The organism is Motilimonas thetidivivens (assembly GCF_046452435.1).
Taxonomy (GTDB): domain Bacteria; phylum Pseudomonadota; class Gammaproteobacteria; order Enterobacterales; family CBDFNC01; genus Motilimonas.
Genome location: NZ_JBKFDK010000029.1, coordinates 1 through 20,332 on the forward strand (window position 1 = coordinate 1; position 20,332 = coordinate 20,332).

The window sequence follows — 20,332 nt, forward strand, 5'->3', positions numbered from 1 at the left end:
CTACTGGAGTGCTGATACCATAATAACACCAGCTTTCAATCCCCTTTTGAGCGAAATGAGTGATCACAACAGCACCTGATGATATGTTTTATAAATAACCCAGTTTTTCAAGAAACAGCAAAGCTCCCAACCCCAAGACAATGGCTAATATAGTGAGTAAGTCTTTTTTGGATTTTTTATTCCCTAACTCGGCAACGTTCGTTTGTGACTGTCCAACACGGCTCTCACGCTCAATAGCTTCAGTCGCTTTATTTTTTAGCCACTTAATTTGCTCGTTCATCTCTCTCATTTCATCCCTGATTTCAGAAAGTAACTTAAGGGCTTCTTTATCTTCCATACCAAACCTCTAGAAATTTTTAACCAAAAAAAGGAGGCTCATATGGCCTCCTATAAGCTCAAATTAAGCGTTCATTAACGCTGAAAAGCCGTTTCACCTCGGCTGATGGTGGTCAGTACCTGCAGGTCTTTTAAGGTAGCAGGCTCCACTTTCAGCGGGTTTTTATCCAAGATGATTAGGTCGGCATTTTTGCCCACTTCAAGGCTACCCTTGCTGTCTTCCTCAAAGTGCTGATAAGCCGACCAAATGGTCATGGCTTGTAATGCAGTGTAAGCATCGACTCGCTGATCTGGGCCAATCACCTTATTGGTACGACTGGTGCGATTAACGGTGGCATCCAATACCCGCAATGAGTTTGGCAAGGCCACTGGCGCATCATGATGAGAAGTAAACATTAAGCCCGCATCGCGCACCGCTTTGGTCGGCGAAATAAAGTTGGCTCGAGGTAAACCCAATACCGATTGGGTATGCCAATCACCCCAGTAGAAGGTGTGCATAGGGAACAATGAAGGAAAGATTCCTTGCTCGGCTAAGCGATCGATTTGATCTTGGCGTATGGTTTGGCCATGGATCAGCACTGGGCGGCGATCTTTTTTGCCCAGCTTTTCATTCGCTTTGGTCACGGCGTCAATAAACTGCTCAATCGCAGCATCACCGTTAGAATGGGTTAACACTTGCCAATCATTTTTAAACGCGGTTTCAACATACTGGTAAGCTTGCTCGTCTTTAAACGTCGGATAGCCTGCGTATGTCTTAGCCTGACCATGAGGTGGGTGAAAATAAGGCTGACTTAACCAAGCTGTTTTTCCCTGAGGCGAGCCATCAAAGTTAAGCTTTACCCCACCAATACGAAAATGATTGGTATAAGTGGGCGAGTGATATGGCGAGCTCATAAATTCGCTGCTAGACACCATGTCGGCATAGGCAACAAGGTCTATCATCAGCTTACCCTGCTGCGATGCACGCTTCATGGCTTCGTAGCCTTCGGTAGTAGCACGGCCTTCTTGTGCCGTGGTGTAACCAAACTCGGCATACATCTTTTGTGCGGCCTCTAGCATTAGGTCTTGCAGCTCAACGTCGATAACCTTGGTAAGAGCAAATACCATGGCAAAATGTGCGTTTTCTTCTAGTACGCCATTAGGCTCTTGGCTGCCTTCCATACGGCGAATAACGCCGCCTTGTGGGTTGGTTGATTCTGCCGTGATCCCTGCCAGCTCCAACGCCTTACTGTTTGCCACACTTAAATGGCCAGAGGTATGAATGATCAGCACAGGTTTTTCGCTGCTCACCTTATCTAGATCGGCTTTGGTTGGGTAACGGTCTAGCTGGGCATCATCATAACCAAAGCCTAAGATCCAGCCGGTTTTTTCGATAAATTGACGCTGGGTAGGATCTTGATCGGCGGCTTTTAGGATTTGCACAATTTGGTCGACCGAATCGGCATCGCCATCGGGAGATGGCAAGACATTGGCCACCATGGCTTGCAGCCCAACGCCGTAAACATGGCTGTGGGGATCAATAAAGCCCGGCAACAAGGTTTTACCCTGCAAATCGACTAATTGGGTTTTACCAAATTTGTGCTGCATGGCTTCTTCTTTGCTGCCGACAAAGATGATTTTTTCGCCAAGGGTGGCAATGGCTTGCGCATATTCTGGGCGCTCTCCCGCCATGGTTAGAATGTCACCACCAAAGTAAATTGTATCGGCGGCGGTGACCTTAATCGGCTCAGCAACCGCTTCGGTAGATTGCTTTGGCTCTGATAAACAGCCAGCCAAGACAAGGCTAGCAAGGGTAAGCGGGATCCACTGCGATCTCATGTGTCTTCTCTATCTAAAGATTATTAATGTCGCTTACTCACATGATTCATAGGCTTGAGACAGCTTTAACTCGCCCCCATCCTTGATACAACAGCAAGTAAATCTAATTTATCAATAAAAACAAAAATATTTACCTTTATTCACTATTTTCAATGAATTAAGCAACCCGTACTAACGTTGTATTTTTCCCGTCATCAAGCAACAAAAAACCCGAAGGCGAATGCACTTCGGGTTTCAGTTACGGATATCAGTAATTACTGCCTAATGTCGGCCGTAAGCCTGTTTACTTGGTTGGCATAGGCAAGATTTCAAACATGCCGTCAAATTTGTCTAAGGTAGCGCTCAGTTTACCCAGTAAATCCGCATCCCCTTTCACGCTCGCTTTACCTGATTTAAGTAACGCGTCTAGCGTGGTTTGGCCTAACACAACTTGCGTGAAGTCCGTTTTCGCTATGCTCAGTTCAAAGTCTACCTTAGGTAGCTTATCCACCTGAATGTTGGCCATATTGGCATTAGACACTTCACCATAGTAACGCTCGTCAAGGTCGGGGTGGTAAACACCAAAGTTAAAGTCTAGCCCTGCCGCTTCTGCTTTTGGCGCGTTTAGGCTGACGGCAATATAATCCAAGAACATGCCCGTTGGCGTATTAGCTATCACGTCAGCAGACGCCAACTTGATCGACTCTTTGATTTCGCCGGTACGAAGCTCAACCGCACCTTGTAAGTAACTGTTACGCCACGCCATGGTTTCTGATTGATAACCTTGTTGCTCAAAGCTGTCCGCTAAGGCAAAACGATATGTGATATTGTTCGGCTCGCATTGCACTAAATCGTTAAATAGCTGCGATGCCTGTTGATATTCACCGGCGTTAAAGTGTGCTTGACCTGCTTTAAACAGCACATCTGCGCCCGCTGCGTCCACGTACACACATGACTTATCTTTAGTTTTCAGTGGGTTAGTGTTAACCGGGTTCATATCATGATAGCCAAGATATAAGTTCACTACCGCACGCGCATTATGGCTGTACGAGCCGTGATAGCCATTAGTGTGCCATGTATCTAGTTGCGATTGAGGAATGATTTTCTCAATTTCACGGCCCACATCGTGAATGGTGACACCATGGTTTGCCAAACGCATTGCTTGGTTATGAATAAAGCCATAATTGTCACGTTGCAATGTCATGTATTGGGCAATTTCATTTACTTCAGTGTTGGGTTTATTCCATACCGGTGCCGAATGGGCAGCGTGAATATTGTCCACCAAACCGCTATCAACAAAGCGCATTTTCAGCTCGGTGAGGTATTTAGTCCACACCAAGGCATCACGCACCTTAGCACCGCGGAAGGTATAGATGTTGTGCATGCCATCGTAAGTCAGCTCCGCGGTGTTAAGTGAGCGGTATTTTGGCACATACAAGACAATCTCAGCGGGCGCTTCGGCGCCTGGCATATTGATGGCATGGAAGTCTAAACCGTCAATGTTGATCACTTTCTCACGCTCTTGGATCTCGACCGTCGGTGCGACTAGCGTCACCTCACCACGAGAGGTGCCAAGGCCCAAGGCGTTATCCACTATGCCCTTAGTATTATTATCTAAGGTTGTACCGTATTGGTAGTTAGCACGACGGCCCATGGCCGCACCCGCAATCACGTTTTCATCGGCTAACTCTTTGATAAAATCTTTGGGCGCGTAGATAGGCGCATCTTTGGCAAAGTCTCCCGATTCATAAACCCCACGCGAGCCGCCAAAATGGTCGGCATGCATGTGCGAATAAATCATGCCGGTAATTTTATGCTCACCGTTAATGGTAGGTAGATGCTGTTTTGCAAATGCCCAAGACGCGGCCGATGCCTGGCGAGAGAGCAGAGGATCGTGGATCACGTAACCATTGTCTGAACGGTAGATGGTCATGTTAGAAAGATCCGCACCGCGAATTTGATAAACGCCATCGGCCACTTGATACAAGCCACCCGCAGCATAGTTCAACATGCCTTGGCGCCAAATCGATGGGTTGACCGTTGATGGTAGGTCTTGCGGTGACATTTCAGCCATGTATTCAAAGCGGTTTTTTAGTTCACCCGCTTCATGGCTGCCAAATTCAGCAATCAGCCCCCGAGTGGTTCGCTCAAATGCAGATGTGTCTTGCCATGGGAGTAATTTAGCCAGAGCCGCATTCGCACTCTCAGTGTGTTTAGATGCGGGTTTACCTTCGTAGGTATCAATAGAAGCATAGTCATTAGCGAATGAGCCAAACGAAACCATCACAGCAAGCGCAACAACTGAAGGAGTAAAACGAGTTTTCATAGGGTACCTCTTTGCGATTTGGTATTGGGTATGGCCTTAATGTAGCGGATTGACACATATCAATACATGCATGAAACTATATTCAACACATCACAAATTATTATGTTTAAGATTTCATGCTAGCGAATATGGATTTGAATTTACTCAAGGTCTTCGTGGCGGTTTATCGCCATCAATCCATCACCTTGGCCGCCGAAGAGATGGGAATGACTCAGCCCGGAGTCAGTGGATTGCTTAAACGCTTGCAGCAGCAAGTCGCTAGCCCCTTGTTTATCCGTGCTGGACGCGGCATTGCCCCTACCCAAAATGCTCACGAGTTGTTTCGCCATGTCGAGCCTGCGTTAGTGCAAATCAGTAATGCGCTAGAGAGTCTGGATGGCTTCTCAACCCAGTTCCCAAGAAAATTTATGATCTACACCACCGAGCCCGTGATGTTGATGATATTGCCAAAAATAGAGGCCGATACCAGCTTAGGCAATGTCACCATAGAGCTGCAGCCGATCCATTATGATGAGGGGGGATTGATTCAAGCGTTAAACCAACATCAGGCCGATCTGGCGATCGAACTGTCTAACTACGCCATGCATTCGTTTTTCACCGAGCCACTATTTGCCGATCAGATCTGTTTGATAGCCAGAAAAGGACATCCTAGAATCAAGGGGGAGATCACCCGTGAGCAATTTTATCAAGAAAAGCACATTACCTTAAAGCTGCGCCGAGAGCAGGCTCATCTGGCCGATTTTTTTACCGAAGAAAAGTTAGACGACCGCATCATTGCGGCGGAATGTTCGTCACTAGTATCGCAAATGTCGATGGTAGCAACCAGTGATTGCCTTGCCATCATGACAGCCAGCATCGCCAACTTGTTTGCCGATAAACTCGATATTCAAGTGCTAGCCACGCCCCTTACCTCTAAACCCATTCACTATCACCTGCTTGCTCACAAGCGAGAAAAAAACAGCCCCGCCAATAGCTGGCTTAGAGAAAAGATACGCGGCTATTTTGCGTAACGGTCCACCGCTGAAGGCTAATTGATTTTACTCAACAGCTTATCGCAAGTGGCTTTCAAGGCAGCTAGCTCATCAAGGGGCAAGTCACTTTTACAAAACATGGTATGGGGGATGGATTTCGCTTGCGCCTTCAGGGCTTTGCCTGCCTCGGTTAACCATATTTCGCGCACTCGCTCATCGCTTGCTCCGCGTTTTCTATCCAGTAACCCTTTGCTTTCTAGGCGCTTTAATAATGGTGTTAAGGTGCCTGAATCAAGATGTAATTTTGCGCCCATGTCTTTTACATTGATGCCGTCATTGGCCCAAAGCACCAGCATAGCGAGGTATTGCGGATAGGTTAAATCAATCGCCTCAAGCAAGGGACGATAAGCACGAATAATCGCATTGGCGGCGCTGTATAACGAAAAGCACACTTGATTTTCCAGCAGTAATTCACCTGAGTCATTGCTACTCAAATCGGCTTTGGGTGTTACTTGGTCTTGCTTGTTGGCCATAAAAGACTCCAAAAGAAAAAAGCCATGCAATTAAATTGCGCACAATATACTTGCATTATAAATCCAGATCGACCTATACTGCGACATAAATTAGATTGCACACAATTTAATTGCCAACTATCTTTTAGCATTAACTTAATTTAAGGAATCATTATGTCTGCATTATATTCGACCAGCGCATCTGCACTATCCGGTCGTAACGGTCAAGTGGCTACCGATGACGGTAAACTTTCCCTCAGCCTAAGCTACCCAAAAGAGCTAGGGGGCACTGGCGAGGCGACCAATCCTGAGCAATTGTTTGCAGCCGGCTATGCGGCGTGTTTTTCTAATGCCATTTTACATGTAGCGCGAGAGCAGAAATTAGCGCTGACCCAAGCGCCTGTCACAGCACAAGTGGGCTTAGTCGCCAATCAAGCAGGCGGTTTTGCCCTAACGGTTAGCTTAGCCGTAACCTTAGATTTAGCTCAAGATGCGGCGGCGCAGCTAGTCGCGATAGCGCATCAGGTTTGCCCTTACTCCAATGCGGTGAAAGGCAATATTGATGTGGCGCTAAGTGTGAACGGTGTCGCGCTGTAATGGATAAAGCCCTCATCACCACAGGTCGGGTTCTGTTAGCGCTGTATTTTTTATTGCCGGGCATAATGAAATTTGTTGCTTGGGATATGCATGTCGCATTAATGGAAAAACATCAAATGATGTTGATCCCCGTGTTACTCGCCGCGGCAGGCATAGTGCAAATTGGCGCAGCGCTGCTGATTATCGCCAATCGCTACACCGCCATTTGCGCGTTAGCGCTAGCCGCCATGGTGCTGCTGATAAACATTAATCTGCATGATTTTTGGAACTTCACCGGCATCGAAGGCGCGCACGAGCAGCAAAACTTTGTGAAAAACCTAGCTATTTTCGCTGGTTTGTTACTGCTAGCAGGACACAGTTACAAAGACAGTTTTCGCCGCAAATGATTTAACCGAAAACAGACTAGGTTAGCTCCTTTGGCCGCTGCCCCCACAGCGGCTTTTCTTCTTGCTTCCCCTCTGACAAAGTTAGAGAGCATAGCGAAAAAAATGACTAAATGAATACGGTGATGAAGGTGAATAAAAGATTGCAAAACTAAGGTGTTAGCCTTCCATGGCCAGTCAATACACGCCACTATATCTCTTTACTCACTAAGGTTTATAGACAGTTACCGTCACCCCTAAATCATTGGTAAACTCAATACTGGCTTGCTGCTTCCTTATGCCACTTTGAGTACAAGTATTTGCCGAACAACTCCCCGTCCCTGAAGACCAAAAGCCATTTAGTTCATCATTACTTGCGTAGGAGACGATGGCGGTCCAAGTTGAGCCATTGTTGATACTTGAGGTTAATAGTGTTGATGTCTCCTTGGTGTCATTTACACTCACATCGCTTTGAACTTGGGTTGTGCCTGAATCATCATCCGTCACCGTTAATACCACACTATAGGCCCCGCCACTTGCATATGTGTGAATGGCAGTGACCCCGCTATCGGTATTACCGTCGCCAAAATCCCAGTGGTAAGAGACGATTGAGCCATCACTGTCGGATGATGTCGTTGCATCAAAGCTACACACCAATAACGAACAGGAGAAACTGAACAAAGCATTTGGCGGATTATTCGCAACACTACCTGTAACCATTAACTTAGGTGCAAAAGTCGATACGCCTATATCCAACAACGGCTCTAATACACCGTCACCCGAATCATCAATCCAATTAAAGTTGCCACTATTGACTAAGGTGTCCCATATCATTTGCGGAGAAAGGCCGTTACTGGCCAATAATGCTGCGGCTCCCGCAACATGAGGTGATGCCATGGAGGTTCCACTAATGGTGCCATAGCTACCTCTTTCTATTGGGTAGGTCGACAAAATACAAACGCCGGGGGCAGTAATATCCACCTTAGCTCCCCAGTTACTAAAATCAGCTAAGGTGTCGTCTTGATCGTTGCGACAAGTTGGTGAACCTAGCTGACCAGCAAGCCCATCAAAATCAGCAAGAGCTGATACTGTAATCGCTTTGGGCGCATTGGCAGGCGTATAATTTGCGCTATCTGCATTATTATTACCTGCTGCGACCACAACCGTCACCCCGCTGGAAAATGCCGCATCGATTGCTTCATTCATCGCACTGCTCGAGCCAGAGCCACCTAGGCTCATATTGATCACTTCAATATCACCTTGCGCCACCACCCAATCAATCCCCGCAATAATACCTGAAAGTGACCCTGAACCTTGTGCATCCAGCACTTTTATAGCCCACAGCCGCGCCCCCGGGGCAACGCCCACCACGCCTATATTATTATCAAGTGCAGCGATAGTGCCTGCCACATGAGTGCCATGGTAATGATCATCATCCCCACCTAGGGATTCATCACAAAAATACGACCGCCTATGTGGTGGACCACCAGCGTGATAAAGACAATTAGCCCCGCCCACTACATTTAAATCAGCATGTTGCATATCTATGCCGGTATCGAGTACTGCGACATCAACATCAACGCGGTAATTGTCGCTTCCATCAATATTTAAGGCAGTAAGATCGGCATTAATACGCTCAATACCGGTCGGCAACTGCTGAAAAAAGGCTGTAATGGGAATATCGCCTTCGACATACGACACTTTTGGATTGTGTAAAATGCCATTAATGGCTTGAGCAGGTACGGCAATTGAGAATCCCTTAAGGACATGCTCAAAAACAAACCCTACTCGCCCGTTTGCTTGTTGCGCTACCTCGGCAGCCACCTCTTGCGGTACGGCACTATCGTGCACAACCACTATGTAGCGTTGTAAGTCAGGTGGCGACTGTGCATAGGAGAAAACAGATAAGCAAGCAGAAAGGGCGAAAGCGTAAAGGATGATCCTAGTTATTGGTCGCATAAGTTGTTCCTCTAAATGCATAGAACAAGCTTATTAAGTATAGGCTACTACTCGGCACTGGCCAAAAAACGAACAAGCCACCCGCATACTTCTGTGCAATCAAAGCGTTTAGCAACGCTGGCAACAAATGAGCCCGGATCAGCAAGCGAATAAGCTTGAATTACCCAAGACACGGCCTGTGACTAAACCGACCACAAGGCCCGCGGTGCGCCCAGTTCATTTCCCACAGCGCCCCATGGTACGCCCCAACCGCTCACGTTAGTGCGTTTGCCCGCGAGGGATGAGAATCCGCTTATCCCTTGATTGATTTGCTGTTGAATTAGACTTTGGCTGGCGTGGTCGCTGCAATAGCGCGAAACTCGCGCGTCATATGGGCCTGATCACTAAAGCCAAATTGTTGGGATACATCGGCTAGGCACACTTCGCGATGGGCGCGTAAATATTCGATGGCCTGCTTTACTCGCCTAATTCGCTGATATTGCTTCGGTGATATTTGCAGCCAGCGCTTAAACAAACGCTCAATTTGGCGCTGACTTAATGGTATGTGCTCATTAAGCTCGGCCTGCGAAGCGTGTAAATCAACTTCTGCTAACGCTTGCGATAACGAATGGGGCAAGATTTGGCTGTGTTGCAGCATTTGCTCTGCCCAATGGGTTATTTCATTAATTCGGTCCTGATGACTTGACTGTTTTTTAACTGCTTGAAATAGGCCGTCGAGATTATCTAATCGCCCCATGCTGCCTGTTAACAGGCTAGGCGCATGAACATGCTGGCCAAATACGCCGTAGCTAATAGCAGGATGAAAACGCAAGCCAGCCAGTTGTGCACCCGGCATCAAGGTGACGCGCTGTGATACCTTGCTAATGGGCAATGCAATCACGCCATGAGGCAGTTTATGGTCGCCAATACTGACCTCTCCCGTCAAATGAAATAACACACCGCTGCCCGCATCCGAATAAAGCGCACGCGAGACTGGCTCTGCTTGCGCTGAGCAAACACTGGCTGACCATATGCCTTGCAGCAGCGGCGCTAGCTGCCCTTTAGGCTGGGACAGCAAAAAATTAAGCGCGGGGCCTGGTGTATTGTTATGGTTTATAGCTACCTACCTCAGGTTTAAAGGTTTTGACGATGCGATTCCAGCTATTAATCGCATTAATGGCAATGGTTAAGTCAACCAAGCCTTGCTCACCTAACACGTCACGGGTCTGGTCGTATGTTTGCTGATCTACAACCTTACCTAGACTTAAATGCTCGGCAAGTGCCAATGCGGTTGTTTCTACTTCACTGTACCATGGCATATCTCGCCACGCATTTAAACCTAAAATACGCTCAACCGTTTCACCTTGCGCCAACGCTTCCTTACTGTGCATATCAATGCAAAAAGCACATTGGTTGAGTTGCGAAACACACAGTTTAACTAACTCCCATACTGTCAGGCTTAGAGTATCAGAGCCACTAAATTGCTCGCGTAAATACCGCTCTTGCGCCATCAAAATGTCCATCGCAGGTGCCGCTAGGCTCATATAATTGGCTCGTGATGTCATGCTTTATCTCCTTCCTTTATGATTCTAAGGCACAATAACAAGCGGCTTGAATCCGGTATTGAATATTTCCGACATGATAAAATTTACCCGCCAAATAAAACCCTACTGACACAGTCTGACACTCGCAGCTCCTATGCTTATCTCGTTGATAACACAAACCTAAAGGAAACAAGATGAACACAGTTATTGAAATGGTCAACTTTAAATTGGCAGCAGGCGTCACCGAGCAAGATTTACTTGCCGCCACCAAACAAAGTCATGCTTTTATAGCTGGCTTGGACGGTTTTCAATACCGCTCCCTTAGTTATAATGAAGCGTCGCAAACATGGACGGATATTGTTTATTGGCAATCGATGGAGACAGCAAAAGCCGCTAGCGACGCCTTTATGGGCTGTGCCGATTGCCAAGCCTTAATTGCCCTGATAGATAAAGAATCAGTGGTGATGCAGCACCAAGAAGTGCATTTTTCATCCTGCGATGCGGCGTAATTAACTCAATCAAGCACGGGCTTGGTCAACCTTGATTTGGCCCGTGATAAGGATAATCAGTGAGTAAATCAGAGCGCTTGTTTGCCCTGTTAACATTGCTACGCAGTAAGCGATATGCCGTCACCGCCGCGCAGCTAGCCCAGGCCATGGAAGTCAGCGAGCGCACCATTTATCGTGATATTCAGTCGTTGATCTTATCCGGCGTACCGATTGCGGGTGAAGCGGGTGTCGGTTATTTGTTACAAGCAGGCTCACACTTACCCCCCTTGATGTTTAACGAGCAAGAAATGGTTGCCCTAGAGTTAGGCATGAGAATGGTCAGGGCTTGGTCCGACCCCGAATTAGCCAGCGCCACCAATACCGCCTCACATAAGATCTTGTCTGTGTTGCCCGATCACTTAAAGCGGCAATTGGAAAGCTTTCCGATTTTAGTGCCGGATTATCACATCCAGTCTAAAACCGCGGCTCATAGCCAGCAATTGCGCCACGCCACCGATGCCATGCAGAAAATCTGCATTGACTACACAGCCGAAGACGGCGCATTAACCTCACGCGTGTTACAGCCGCTTGGGCAAATATTTTGGGGTAAGGTATGGACCTTAATTGCTTGGTGCGAGCTAAGAAACGCCTATCGGCATTTTCGCATTGATAGGATCCAGCACCTATCACTGCTACCGGATCACTTTAGCACCGGGCCAGAAAAGTCACTGCCTCATTACATCGCGCAATATGTGCCGCCAGAGGGTTAAGCTCTCTAGCAAAATACAATTTAATCCTTGGGCATGTATGCGCCATTTATTTCCGGAGCGAGCTCCGGTCTTAAAGCCTCTGCAATCGTAGGTGCACGGTTCTCTGCTCGAACATGGCCCATTCTCAGAGCAAACTCAGTCCTAAAACAAAAAACCGCCAACTTCGGCGGTCTTTCTGAGATTTAGTTAGCGCGACTTGGCAATTACATCCAATCGGCGTTGCGAATAACGCCTACCGCGATGCCTTCAACATCGAAGTGCTCGTTGGCTAAGTCTACTTTAATGGTATTGAATTCTTCATTCTCTGGGTGCAGTAACACTTGGCGGCCATCACGTTGGAAGCGTTTAACGGTTACTTCATCTTCCACTCGGGCCACGATCACTTGGCCATTGTGAACATCTTTGGTTTTATGCACCGCCAGTAAATCGCCGTCCATAATACCGATATCTTTCATGCTCATGCCGCTAACTCGTAGTAAAAAGTCGGCACTAGGGTGAAACAAATTCGGGTCAACCTTGTAATTACACTCGACGTGCTCTTGCGCAAGAATGGGCTCACCAGCGGCCACACGACCAATTAGAGGTAGACCTTCTTCTTCGTTAGCGGCTTCTTCAACTTCAACAAGACGGATACCTCGGGAAGTGCCCGGCATCATTTCAATGGCGCCTTTTTTGGCCAGCGCCTTTAAATGCTCTTCGGCTGAGTTAGCACTTTTAAAGCCAAGTTGTTTGGCGATTTCGGCTCGCGTTGGCGGAAGGCCCGTGGCGGCGATGTTTTCTTTTATCAGTTCAAGAATTTCTGCTTGGCGCGGTGTTAATGGCTTCATGGTTTTTGCCTGTTTTTATATACAGTTAACTGTGAGTATATACAGTGAGCCTAAGCTAAGCAAGGGATTACCTTGATAAAATAAGCAAAATCCAAAGGCTAATCACCAATCAAGTGAGTTACTTAAAACAGTAAAATATCAGCCCAGACATAAACCGTTAAGGTTAAGGCAACAAATACAGCCGCAGACCCTAAATCCTTGGCGCGCCCTGCTAGTTCATGTTTTTCTAAGCCGACTCGGTCAACCACGGCTTCCACGGCCGAGTTCAGCAGCTCAACAATAATCACAATAAGCAGACAGGCGATCATTAAGATCCGTTCAACTTGCTCGACATCAAGCCAGCAAGCCAGTGGAATAAAAATAGCGGCCAGCAACAGCTCTTGACGAAACGCGGCTTCATGGGTGAAAGCATGACGAAAGCCCTGCATGGAATACATGGCCGCCATCACAATCCGCTTTATCCCTGTGTTTTTTTCCATTTTTATGTCCTTTTATTCACAAATTCCCACTATTTTTAGTGTATTTTAGCGCCATTGAATGCAGTAGCTTGAAGCGGTGATATGACAAGCTGACGACAGCATGGTGCAATCTATACCTTAACTACTTGAAAGGCAGGTAGGAGGCATGAGAGAAAATCCCCATAAGTATAGATGAACGATGTGATGGGGTAGGACTGGTGTTCCAGTGAGCAAACCGAGCCAACACAGCTGCAACTTCAATTAGGAAGGATATAATTGATGATAAGCAAAACAAGAGGTTATAGGAAATAATGAATTTTTTGCAAGGTTTTTTCTTAAACCATCTCGTTAGCAGTAAAACCGTGCCAGCGAGCCCCCAAGCGGATCTGCATTTAGACTTGGACAAACCTATTGTTTATGCATTAAAAACTTTATCGTCCAGTGATTTGCTCACACTGCAGCGAGCGTGTCGTGATTTGGGCCTGCCCGACCCACTCACCCCGATGACCATTAATGGCCAAACCATTACCCGCTATGTCTGTTTGAATATGCCCAAACAGCTGTTTTCAAGCACCCCGCGCAAAGCTTACCAAGACCAATTTAAAACCCTGCTTAATTTGCACCAAGGTGACAGTGAGATAGACGTACAACTGGTGCCCGTCACCTTATTTTGGGGTCGCGCGCCCGGTTACGAAGGCCATAAGCCGTGGTTTTCAATTCTGAAAGCCAGCTCACCCAATTGGATTAATAAGGCCTTCACTATTTTGTTTCGCGGCCGCGACAACTTGATCCGTTTTAGCAAGCCGATTTCGCTGCAGCGGTTAAATCGTGATTATGGTGATGATCCTAATCTTGCCACTAAGTTAGAAAAAATTGCCTATACCCATTTTGCACGGCAGAAACTGGCGGCCAAAGGGCCAAAATTGCCCGATCGCAACAAAATGCGCCGCGCTCTATTGGCATCCAATGAAATTCATCAAGCCATAGTTAAAGCCAGCCAAGAACAAGGTATTTCACTGGCGCAGGCAGAACAAAAAGCCACCCACTATCTTAATGAAATCGCGTCAGACTTTTCTTACCCTATGGTGCGTTTTGGTGACAAGGTATTAACTTGGATCTGGCATCGAATCTATCAAGGCATAGTGGTAAACAACGCCGAGACGGTGCGAAATTTGGCGCAAAAATGCCACGAAATTGTGTTTTTGCCTTGCCACCGCAGCCACATGGATTACTTGCTACTCTCGTCGGTGATTTATCAACAAGGCATGACACCACCGCACATTGCTGCAGGCGTCAACCTGAATTTCTTCCCCGCTGGGCCTATCTTTCGTCGCGGCGGCGCGTTTTTTATTCGCCGCACTTTCAAGGGCAATCCCCTATATGCCAGCGTGTTTAAAGCCTATTTAAGTTATTTGTTTAGCAAGGGCTACTCCCTGGAGTTTTTTACCGAAGGGGGTCGCAGCCGTACCGGTCGCTTACTGCCAGCTAAAACCGGCATGTTAGGCATGACCATTGAAGCCATGCAGCAAAGCCCTAACCGCCCTATCGCGTTAATTCCCGTATGTTTAGGTTATGACCACGTAATGGAAGTGGCGACTTATGTTAAGGAGCTGCAAGGGCAGAAGAAACAAAAAGAATCGTTTTTACAGGTACTTTCCATCACCAAAAAACTGGGCAACTTTGGCCAAGGCTTTGTTAACTTTGGCGAGCCCATTCTGCTGAATCAGTTTTTAGATCAAGTCCAGCCGCAATGGCGTGAGCAAGGCGATTTAACCTTAAGTCCAGAGTTTAGCCACACCATCAATCAACTTGGCCGCAGCGTGATGACAGGTATCAACAATGCCGCCGCCGTGAATGCCTTGCCGCTATGCAGCCTAGTATTACTGGCCAGCAAACGTCACACCTTAAGCAAGGAACAATTGCTGACTCAGGTAAGTGCTTACTTAGTGCTGTTAAAGCAAGTGCCCTACAGCCAACAGGTCAGCTTACCCAGCGGCGAAGCTAATAACGACAACGCTGGCGGAGCCATTGGCGGAGCCCAAGCATTACTTGATTCAGCGCTAAGTCTAAACAAGTTCCATATTTACCAAGACAGCTTGGGCGACATCATCAGCATTGCCGCCGATCAAAGTATGCTGCTCACCTTCTATCGTAACAATATCATTCACTTATTTGCGCTACCGGCGCTAATGACCAGCCTAGTTCAGCACTATGATGGAATTACCCTAGATCAGCTCCAAGCCAAATTGAACCAAGTCTACCCGCTGATCCAAGCTGAACTGTTTTTACCTTGGAACGCAGAGGAAATGTGGCAACAAGGCCGAGCTTACTTGCAGCAACTAGTGCAACTGGGTTGGATAAATCAGCAAGACGATGCCACTAACCCAGATTCATCAAGCTATCGCATCAACCCTAACCTGCGTACTCAAGCCTATTTACTGGCCAATATTATTGATGAGACCATTCAGCGCTATCACATCGTTCTGAGCTTACTGCAAAGCCCAACCCAAATTGAGCTAGCCTCGCTGGCCAAACAAAGCACCCAAGTGGCTGAGCGTCTTGGGCAAATTCACGGTATTCGGGCGCCTGAGTTTTTTGATCAAAAAGTACTGCAAGTGTTTATTGAGCAGCTGCAACAGCAGGCTTATATCGATGAGGCAGGCAATATCAACCCGGCTTCACTGGGAGAGTTACATCAACTGACCCGCCAGTTACTGTCAGATGAAGTGCTCTGGACCATAGAGCACACCATAGATAATCAATATCGCCAAGCCAGTAGCTAAGCCCAGTAGCTAAGCCCAGTAGCTAAGCTAAGTTAAGTTAAACAAAGTGTACTGCGTTGCTTAAATTAAGCGCGCAGCATCCAATCAAGGGCAATACCAACGAAAATAGCCAGTCCAACATAATTGTTGTTTAAAAAAGCACGAAAACAATCCGGCCCTTGGCGGGCGCTAATTAAGTTTTGCTGATAAACAAACAGCCCAGCTGCCACCAATAATCCCCAATAAAAACTAGCGCCGGCTTGGGTTAGCCAAGCAAATGCCAATAAGCAAACTAAAGTTAATGCTTGCAGTAAGCCGGTGATTAACTTATCGAAACGGCCAAACAAAATGGCGGTCGACTTAATGCCGATTTTTAAATCATCATCCCGATCCACCATGGCATACATGGTGTCGTAGGCGATGGTCCAAGTGACATTGGCAATAAACAGCAACCAAAGACTGGCCGGTAGCGCATTGGTTTGTGCGGCATAAGCCATGGGGATCGCCCAGCTAAATGCTAGCCCTAGCACCAGCTGAGGTAAGTGGGTGTAGCGCTTCATAAAGGGATAACAAAAGGCCAACGCCAGCGCCGCAAAAGACAGCAAAATAGTTTTGGTGTTAAGGGTTAACACCAAGGCAAACGCCGCTAAACATAGCACACCAAATAAAGTAAGTGCTTCCTTACTATTTACGGTGCCAGACGGCATGGGACGATGCTTAGTTCGAGAAACATGACCATCAACCTTGCGATCAGCAAAGTCATTAATCACACAGCCCGCCGAGCGCATCAAAAACACCCCCAGCACAAACACCACTAACACCCATAAATCGGGCAATCCCTGCGCCGCCGACCAGAGCGCCCAACAGGTTGGCCACAATAATAATAAGCTGCCGATGGGACGATCAAAACGGGTTAATTGAATATAAGCTTGGCGCTTGGATGCCGATAAAAAAGAGAGAGCCATCATTCACCTGTTGGTTTTTTATCTTGATGATTAGGTCGATACGCCATGGCAGACGGTAAAAAAATCTCATGCACGAGTAAGGGTTTATTTGCTAAATGAAACAAAGAGCGACGCCCCCACAGACCCACTTCGGGTAGTGAAACAACGCTTTTCACCGCCTCAACGATTTTGGCTGACTCGGGTAAAGCGGCAATCACTAAGTCTTCACGGGTCATATTGGGTGAGTTAAACAAGGTGGCGCCCAGCGGCTGCTCACCCAACTGCGCTAATTTTTGCTCTTCACCCGTTAAGGTGCTGGCTGGGATCACCGTTCGCGCATAAACCCAAGGCTCACCATCACAGCACAACAGCACTTCACGGATCAGATGCTCTGCAGTCATTGAATAATGCGGCGATAAGGCCAGTGCTTGCTGCTCTTGTTCGCTGGCCGTACTAAAGTTTTGACCAATCACACACACCTGAAATTCACTGCAATTTGCCTGTAAACGCGCCGTTAAAGAGCCTGAGTCTGTTAACCAATCCATTAATCCCGCTGGCAAATCAGGCCGCTGCGTTAGCGTTAACCAGTGCGCATCTGCGCCCAGTGGAAACGCGCTTTGAATAATCGAGGTTAATGAAAGTGGCGACAAAAGACGTCCTTGTAACTTAACAAAAGGGCCAAAGGCTATTTAGCTTTATTTCGACCGCAAATTGTAACCCGTGAACCCAAAATCTTCTATGCTAATACTTAACAGCAGCCATACTTTACCCTAAACTGCTGACATCTATTTGTTTTATAAATACCAACTGGAATTGAATCATGAAAAAAGGGCTGCTTTCCTTACTTTTACTCTTGTTCATCAGTGCGCCCAGCTTAGCCGAGGAAGAAAAAGCGCCGGGCATTGCCTACTATGCGTTTGAGCCAGATATCATCACCAACTATATCAAGCCCGGTAAACGCATAGGTTACGTTCGCGTTGCTGTAGAGTTTCAACTGGCCAATGCCAGCGATTTAGCCGTTATCGAACATCATGATCCGTTACTGCGCGACGCCATGATAGAGATATTTGGTCGCCAAGATGAGCAGAAGATTAAGTCGATGACCGGACGTGAAGAAATCCGCGATGCCTGCTTACAAGAAGTAAATAAGCTGTTGGTACAAGAGGCTGGGATTAAGGGCGTGAGTAATATTATATTTACTAAGTATCTATACCAATAAAGCTACTCGGGTTGCTTGTTGTATACCCAAGCCCCTTCGGGAGCAGAATTTATTCCGCGAATAAAATGCTAAAACACACTTATTCGCGGTTTAAAAACCGCTCCTACCAAAGACAAGCAAAATCAAGATTAATCGGTTGTTAACACCCGCAACACTTCTAAGCATGCACCTATGGTGTGATAATCAATTTTAGCACCCGGACTGGCGATAGTGGGATCGAGTACTTGGTTATTCGCATCCAACAAACGCCACCAAGGCTGATGCTTTTGCTCACAAAAGTGTTGCCAGCTATATTCCCAAAGCTGATCGTAACATTGCCAATAAACTTCTTTATTGGTCGCTTTTGCTAATAACGCTGCCGCCGCCATGGATTCGGCTTGCACCCAAAAGTACTTGTCGTCATCGCAAATGTTGCCATCGGGGCCAAAACCGTAATACAAGCCACCACGCTCTTTATCCCAAGCCGTGGTCCATGCCGCATTAAACAGATTCTCTGCACTAATTAGTAGCCAAGGTTGTGGGCTATGACGATAGATAAGCAGAAGTAATTTTGTCCATTCTGTTAAGTGGCCTGGCTGGAACCCCCAAGGACGATATAAGTTCTTTGGATCGTCTTTGTTATATTCCCAATCCACTTGCCAGTTCTTGCTGTAATGCTCCCAAATCAGGCCATTGGTGGTTTGGGTTTGGCGAATACAGATGTTTTCAGCAATCAACAAGGCACGATCTAAATAACGCTGCTCCTGCGTCGCCTCATAGGCCGCGATCATCGCTTCACAAGCATGCATATTGGCATTTTGGCCACGATAATCACTGTAGTCTTGCCAATCAGCACTGGCTTGGTCGGCATACAGACCAAACTCGGGTTGCCAAAAACGTTGCTCCATAAGCTCAAAGGTGGCCTCTAAGCCTTGTTTAGCATCAGCTAAACCCGCATTTAACGCGCCAGCATGCATGAGTAAAACAAACGCGAGGCCATAACAATAGTTGTCTTGTTCGTGAGCTTGTTCACCGTGCATCACCCAGTTGTAAGCATTGCGCTGGGGATCAAAGTGATGCTGCTTAACATAATCAAAGCCATGCTGAGCACTCTCAAGCCAAGGTGCTTGGCCAAACTGCTTAGCGCAGGTTGCAAACACCCAGGTGAGGCGAGTTGAACTCACCAGCTGCTTCACCTCTGGCTGTTGATGCTCACCGGTTGGCAACAAGGTTTGATAAAAACCCCCTTGCGGATCGATGGCGTGTTGTTGGTAAAACTGCGTTAGCTGCTCTATGTGCGTTTGGATAAAGCTTGGATCACGAAACTGACCTGTCATGCATTTCTCCCCAGTATGGAATTCTGTCTCGATATTCGGTGTCATTCGTTAAGATTACTGAATATCGCTTAGCTTAGGTAAAGCACTCCATGCTCCTTGATGAGTCACGGCAAAAGCCCCGCCCATCACGGCCGTTTTCATTGCAAACGACCAAATTGCATCATCATTACTGGCTAGCGCCTGATTAAGCGCAGCCTTGTTAGTAATATGATTGGCGACCATGGCGTATAACCAAGCACCGATAAAAGCATCCCCGCCGCCCGTGGTGTCAACCACCTTGACTTCGGGTGTCACTTGACTCAACTGACGTTCAGGTAAATATAACTGTACTGGATTTGGCCCATCCGTCACCAAGATCAGGCTTGGCCCTAAGGTTAATAAATACTTAGCAAAGGCTTCACTCGGCTCATCCTCAGCCAAAAACTCAAGTTCATCTAGGCTGAGTTTGACCATGTCACAATAACAAATACAATCTAACACTCGCGAGCGGATCCGGCTTTGATCACGCCACAAAGGTAAGCGTAAGTTAACATCAAAACTCGTTAAATAGCCCGCTTGTTGCGCCTGTTGCAAGCCTCGCAGCGTAGTATCAAACAAGGTTTCATGGGTGAGCGTGTTAGAGCAAATGTGAAAAATCCCCTCACCATGAAAGATCCCCTGATCAAAGTAGTCAGGGTCAAAGTGTAAATCAGCGGTATTTTCTCGGGCGAAAGTAAATGAGCGCTCACCTGACTCATCTAAAGAGACAAAAGCCATCGGCGTGGCATGTTTGGGATCGCGACTTAAATGCTCAGTATTAACGCCCATTTGCAGCAAAGACTGACGTAAAAACTCACCCGCATCATCCTGACCTACAGCACCAACAAAGTGTGCCTCTACTCCAAGTTTTGCTAAGGCAACCGCTACATTGGCAGGCGCACCTCCCGGAAACTGACCTTTAACCGGAATACTTAATTCACCAAATAGGCGGTTTTCGAGTGGGATCCAATCAATCAACAATTCACCAAAGGTAATCACATGGGCCATAAACAACTCCAAAATAAAAGCTCTTGACCAAAGATAGTACCATTTTATGACAATAGAAAAGTCGAATAGATTAATATTTAGGTTGATTAAAGATAGATCGCCACATTTCTCTGTTATTTATTTGATCTTTAGCAAAATA

At 47.0% G+C, this 20,332-nt stretch carries 20 protein-coding genes; 7 read left to right on the top strand and 13 right to left on the bottom strand.

The genetic code is table 11. The features are described from left to right. Positions 1 to 88: 88 nt before the first annotated feature. From ACK8OT_RS17340 to ACK8OT_RS17350, 3 genes are all read right to left on the bottom strand, one after another. Positions 89 to 337 (bottom strand): hypothetical protein, encoded by a 249-nt coding sequence (locus ACK8OT_RS17340; protein WP_410197765.1) that lies wholly within the window; start codon positions 335 to 337, stop codon positions 89 to 91. Between the two features lie 74 nt (positions 338 to 411). Next, positions 412 to 2,154, bottom strand: a complete 1,743-nt coding sequence (locus ACK8OT_RS17345) for an amidohydrolase (RefSeq protein WP_410197766.1) — start codon at positions 2,152 to 2,154, stop codon at positions 412 to 414. A gap of 283 nt (positions 2,155 to 2,437) precedes the next feature. Further along, a complete protein-coding gene (locus ACK8OT_RS17350; RefSeq protein ID WP_410197767.1) occupies positions 2,438 to 4,459 on the bottom strand; it encodes an alkyl/aryl-sulfatase in 2,022 nt (673 codons plus the stop codon). A 128-nt stretch (positions 4,460 to 4,587) separates the two neighbouring features. Here ACK8OT_RS17350 and ACK8OT_RS17355 point away from each other — a divergent pair, with 128 nt between their 5' ends. Next, positions 4,588 to 5,469: a LysR family transcriptional regulator gene (locus ACK8OT_RS17355; RefSeq protein WP_410197768.1), complete on the top strand. Its 882-nt coding sequence runs from the start codon at positions 4,588 to 4,590 to the stop codon at positions 5,467 to 5,469. A 17-nt stretch (positions 5,470 to 5,486) separates the two neighbouring features. On the opposite strand, the gene ohrR is transcribed toward ACK8OT_RS17355, so the two are convergent. After that, entirely contained in the window at positions 5,487 to 5,963 is a 477-nt protein-coding gene (ohrR, locus tag ACK8OT_RS17360; protein ID WP_410197769.1) for a transcriptional regulator OhrR, read from the bottom strand. A 153-nt stretch (positions 5,964 to 6,116) separates the two neighbouring features. On the opposite strand from ohrR, the gene ohr reads away from it, so the two are divergent. Both ohr and ACK8OT_RS17370 read left to right on the top strand, forming a co-directional pair. Beyond that, on the top strand, positions 6,117 to 6,539 hold the full coding sequence (gene ohr / locus ACK8OT_RS17365) for an organic hydroperoxide reductase Ohr (RefSeq protein ID WP_410197770.1): 423 nt from the start codon (positions 6,117 to 6,119) through the stop codon (positions 6,537 to 6,539). Further along, positions 6,539 to 6,925, top strand: coding sequence for a DoxX family protein (locus tag ACK8OT_RS17370; protein ID WP_410197771.1), 387 nt, complete (start codon positions 6,539 to 6,541; stop codon positions 6,923 to 6,925). The genes ohr and ACK8OT_RS17370 overlap by 1 nt, the downstream gene beginning before the upstream one ends. Before the next feature lie 204 nt (positions 6,926 to 7,129). Here ACK8OT_RS17370 and ACK8OT_RS17375 read toward each other — a convergent pair whose 3' ends face one another. From ACK8OT_RS17375 to ACK8OT_RS17385, 3 genes are all read right to left on the bottom strand, one after another. Further along, positions 7,130 to 8,860 carry a S8 family serine peptidase gene (locus tag ACK8OT_RS17375; RefSeq protein WP_410197772.1) on the bottom strand — a complete coding sequence of 577 codons (1,731 nt, stop codon included), beginning with the start codon at positions 8,858 to 8,860 and terminating at the stop codon, positions 7,130 to 7,132. 319 nt (positions 8,861 to 9,179) lie between these two features. Further along, entirely contained in the window at positions 9,180 to 9,917 is a 738-nt protein-coding gene (locus ACK8OT_RS17380) for an AraC family transcriptional regulator (RefSeq protein ID WP_410197773.1), read from the bottom strand. A 28-nt stretch (positions 9,918 to 9,945) separates the two neighbouring features. Then, entirely contained in the window at positions 9,946 to 10,404 is a 459-nt protein-coding gene (locus ACK8OT_RS17385; RefSeq protein ID WP_410197774.1) for a carboxymuconolactone decarboxylase family protein, read from the bottom strand. A 173-nt stretch (positions 10,405 to 10,577) separates the two neighbouring features. Here ACK8OT_RS17385 and ACK8OT_RS17390 point away from each other — a divergent pair, with 173 nt between their 5' ends. Together ACK8OT_RS17390 and ACK8OT_RS17395 are read left to right on the top strand one after the other, a co-directional pair. Then, a complete protein-coding gene (locus ACK8OT_RS17390) occupies positions 10,578 to 10,892 on the top strand; it encodes a hypothetical protein (protein WP_410197775.1) in 315 nt (104 codons plus the stop codon). Between the two features lie 59 nt (positions 10,893 to 10,951). Next, positions 10,952 to 11,641, top strand: a complete 690-nt coding sequence (locus ACK8OT_RS17395) for a helix-turn-helix transcriptional regulator (protein WP_410197776.1) — start codon at positions 10,952 to 10,954, stop codon at positions 11,639 to 11,641. 203 nt (positions 11,642 to 11,844) lie between these two features. Here ACK8OT_RS17395 and lexA read toward each other — a convergent pair whose 3' ends face one another. Both lexA and ACK8OT_RS17405 read right to left on the bottom strand, forming a co-directional pair. After that, positions 11,845 to 12,468, bottom strand: coding sequence for a transcriptional repressor LexA (lexA, locus tag ACK8OT_RS17400; RefSeq protein ID WP_410197777.1), 624 nt, complete (start codon positions 12,466 to 12,468; stop codon positions 11,845 to 11,847). A 122-nt stretch (positions 12,469 to 12,590) separates the two neighbouring features. Beyond that, the gene (locus tag ACK8OT_RS17405; protein ID WP_410197778.1) at positions 12,591 to 12,947 is read right to left on the bottom strand and encodes a diacylglycerol kinase; all 357 of its coding nucleotides are present in this window, start codon (positions 12,945 to 12,947) and stop codon (positions 12,591 to 12,593) included. 290 nt (positions 12,948 to 13,237) lie between these two features. Between ACK8OT_RS17405 and plsB the strand changes: the two genes are divergently transcribed. Next, positions 13,238 to 15,709 carry a glycerol-3-phosphate 1-O-acyltransferase PlsB gene (gene plsB, locus ACK8OT_RS17410; protein ID WP_410197779.1) on the top strand — a complete coding sequence of 824 codons (2,472 nt, stop codon included), beginning with the start codon at positions 13,238 to 13,240 and terminating at the stop codon, positions 15,707 to 15,709. A gap of 65 nt (positions 15,710 to 15,774) precedes the next feature. Here plsB and ubiA read toward each other — a convergent pair whose 3' ends face one another. Beyond that, positions 15,775 to 16,653, bottom strand: coding sequence for a 4-hydroxybenzoate octaprenyltransferase (ubiA, locus tag ACK8OT_RS17415; RefSeq protein WP_410197804.1), 879 nt, complete (start codon positions 16,651 to 16,653; stop codon positions 15,775 to 15,777). Next, positions 16,653 to 17,282 carry a chorismate--pyruvate lyase family protein gene (locus tag ACK8OT_RS17420; protein WP_410197780.1) on the bottom strand — a complete coding sequence of 210 codons (630 nt, stop codon included), beginning with the start codon at positions 17,280 to 17,282 and terminating at the stop codon, positions 16,653 to 16,655. The genes ubiA and ACK8OT_RS17420 overlap by 1 nt, the downstream gene beginning before the upstream one ends. 170 nt (positions 17,283 to 17,452) lie before the next feature. Here ACK8OT_RS17420 and ACK8OT_RS17425 point away from each other — a divergent pair, with 170 nt between their 5' ends. Beyond that, entirely contained in the window at positions 17,453 to 17,851 is a 399-nt protein-coding gene (locus ACK8OT_RS17425) for a flagellar basal body-associated protein FliL (protein ID WP_410197781.1), read from the top strand. A gap of 128 nt (positions 17,852 to 17,979) precedes the next feature. Here ACK8OT_RS17425 and ACK8OT_RS17430 read toward each other — a convergent pair whose 3' ends face one another. Both ACK8OT_RS17430 and ACK8OT_RS17435 read right to left on the bottom strand, forming a co-directional pair. Continuing rightward, positions 17,980 to 19,167 carry an AGE family epimerase/isomerase gene (locus ACK8OT_RS17430; RefSeq protein WP_410197782.1) on the bottom strand — a complete coding sequence of 396 codons (1,188 nt, stop codon included), beginning with the start codon at positions 19,165 to 19,167 and terminating at the stop codon, positions 17,980 to 17,982. 54 nt (positions 19,168 to 19,221) lie between these two features. After that, positions 19,222 to 20,193 carry a carbohydrate kinase family protein gene (locus tag ACK8OT_RS17435; RefSeq protein ID WP_410197783.1) on the bottom strand — a complete coding sequence of 324 codons (972 nt, stop codon included), beginning with the start codon at positions 20,191 to 20,193 and terminating at the stop codon, positions 19,222 to 19,224. Positions 20,194 to 20,332 lie beyond the last annotated feature (139 nt).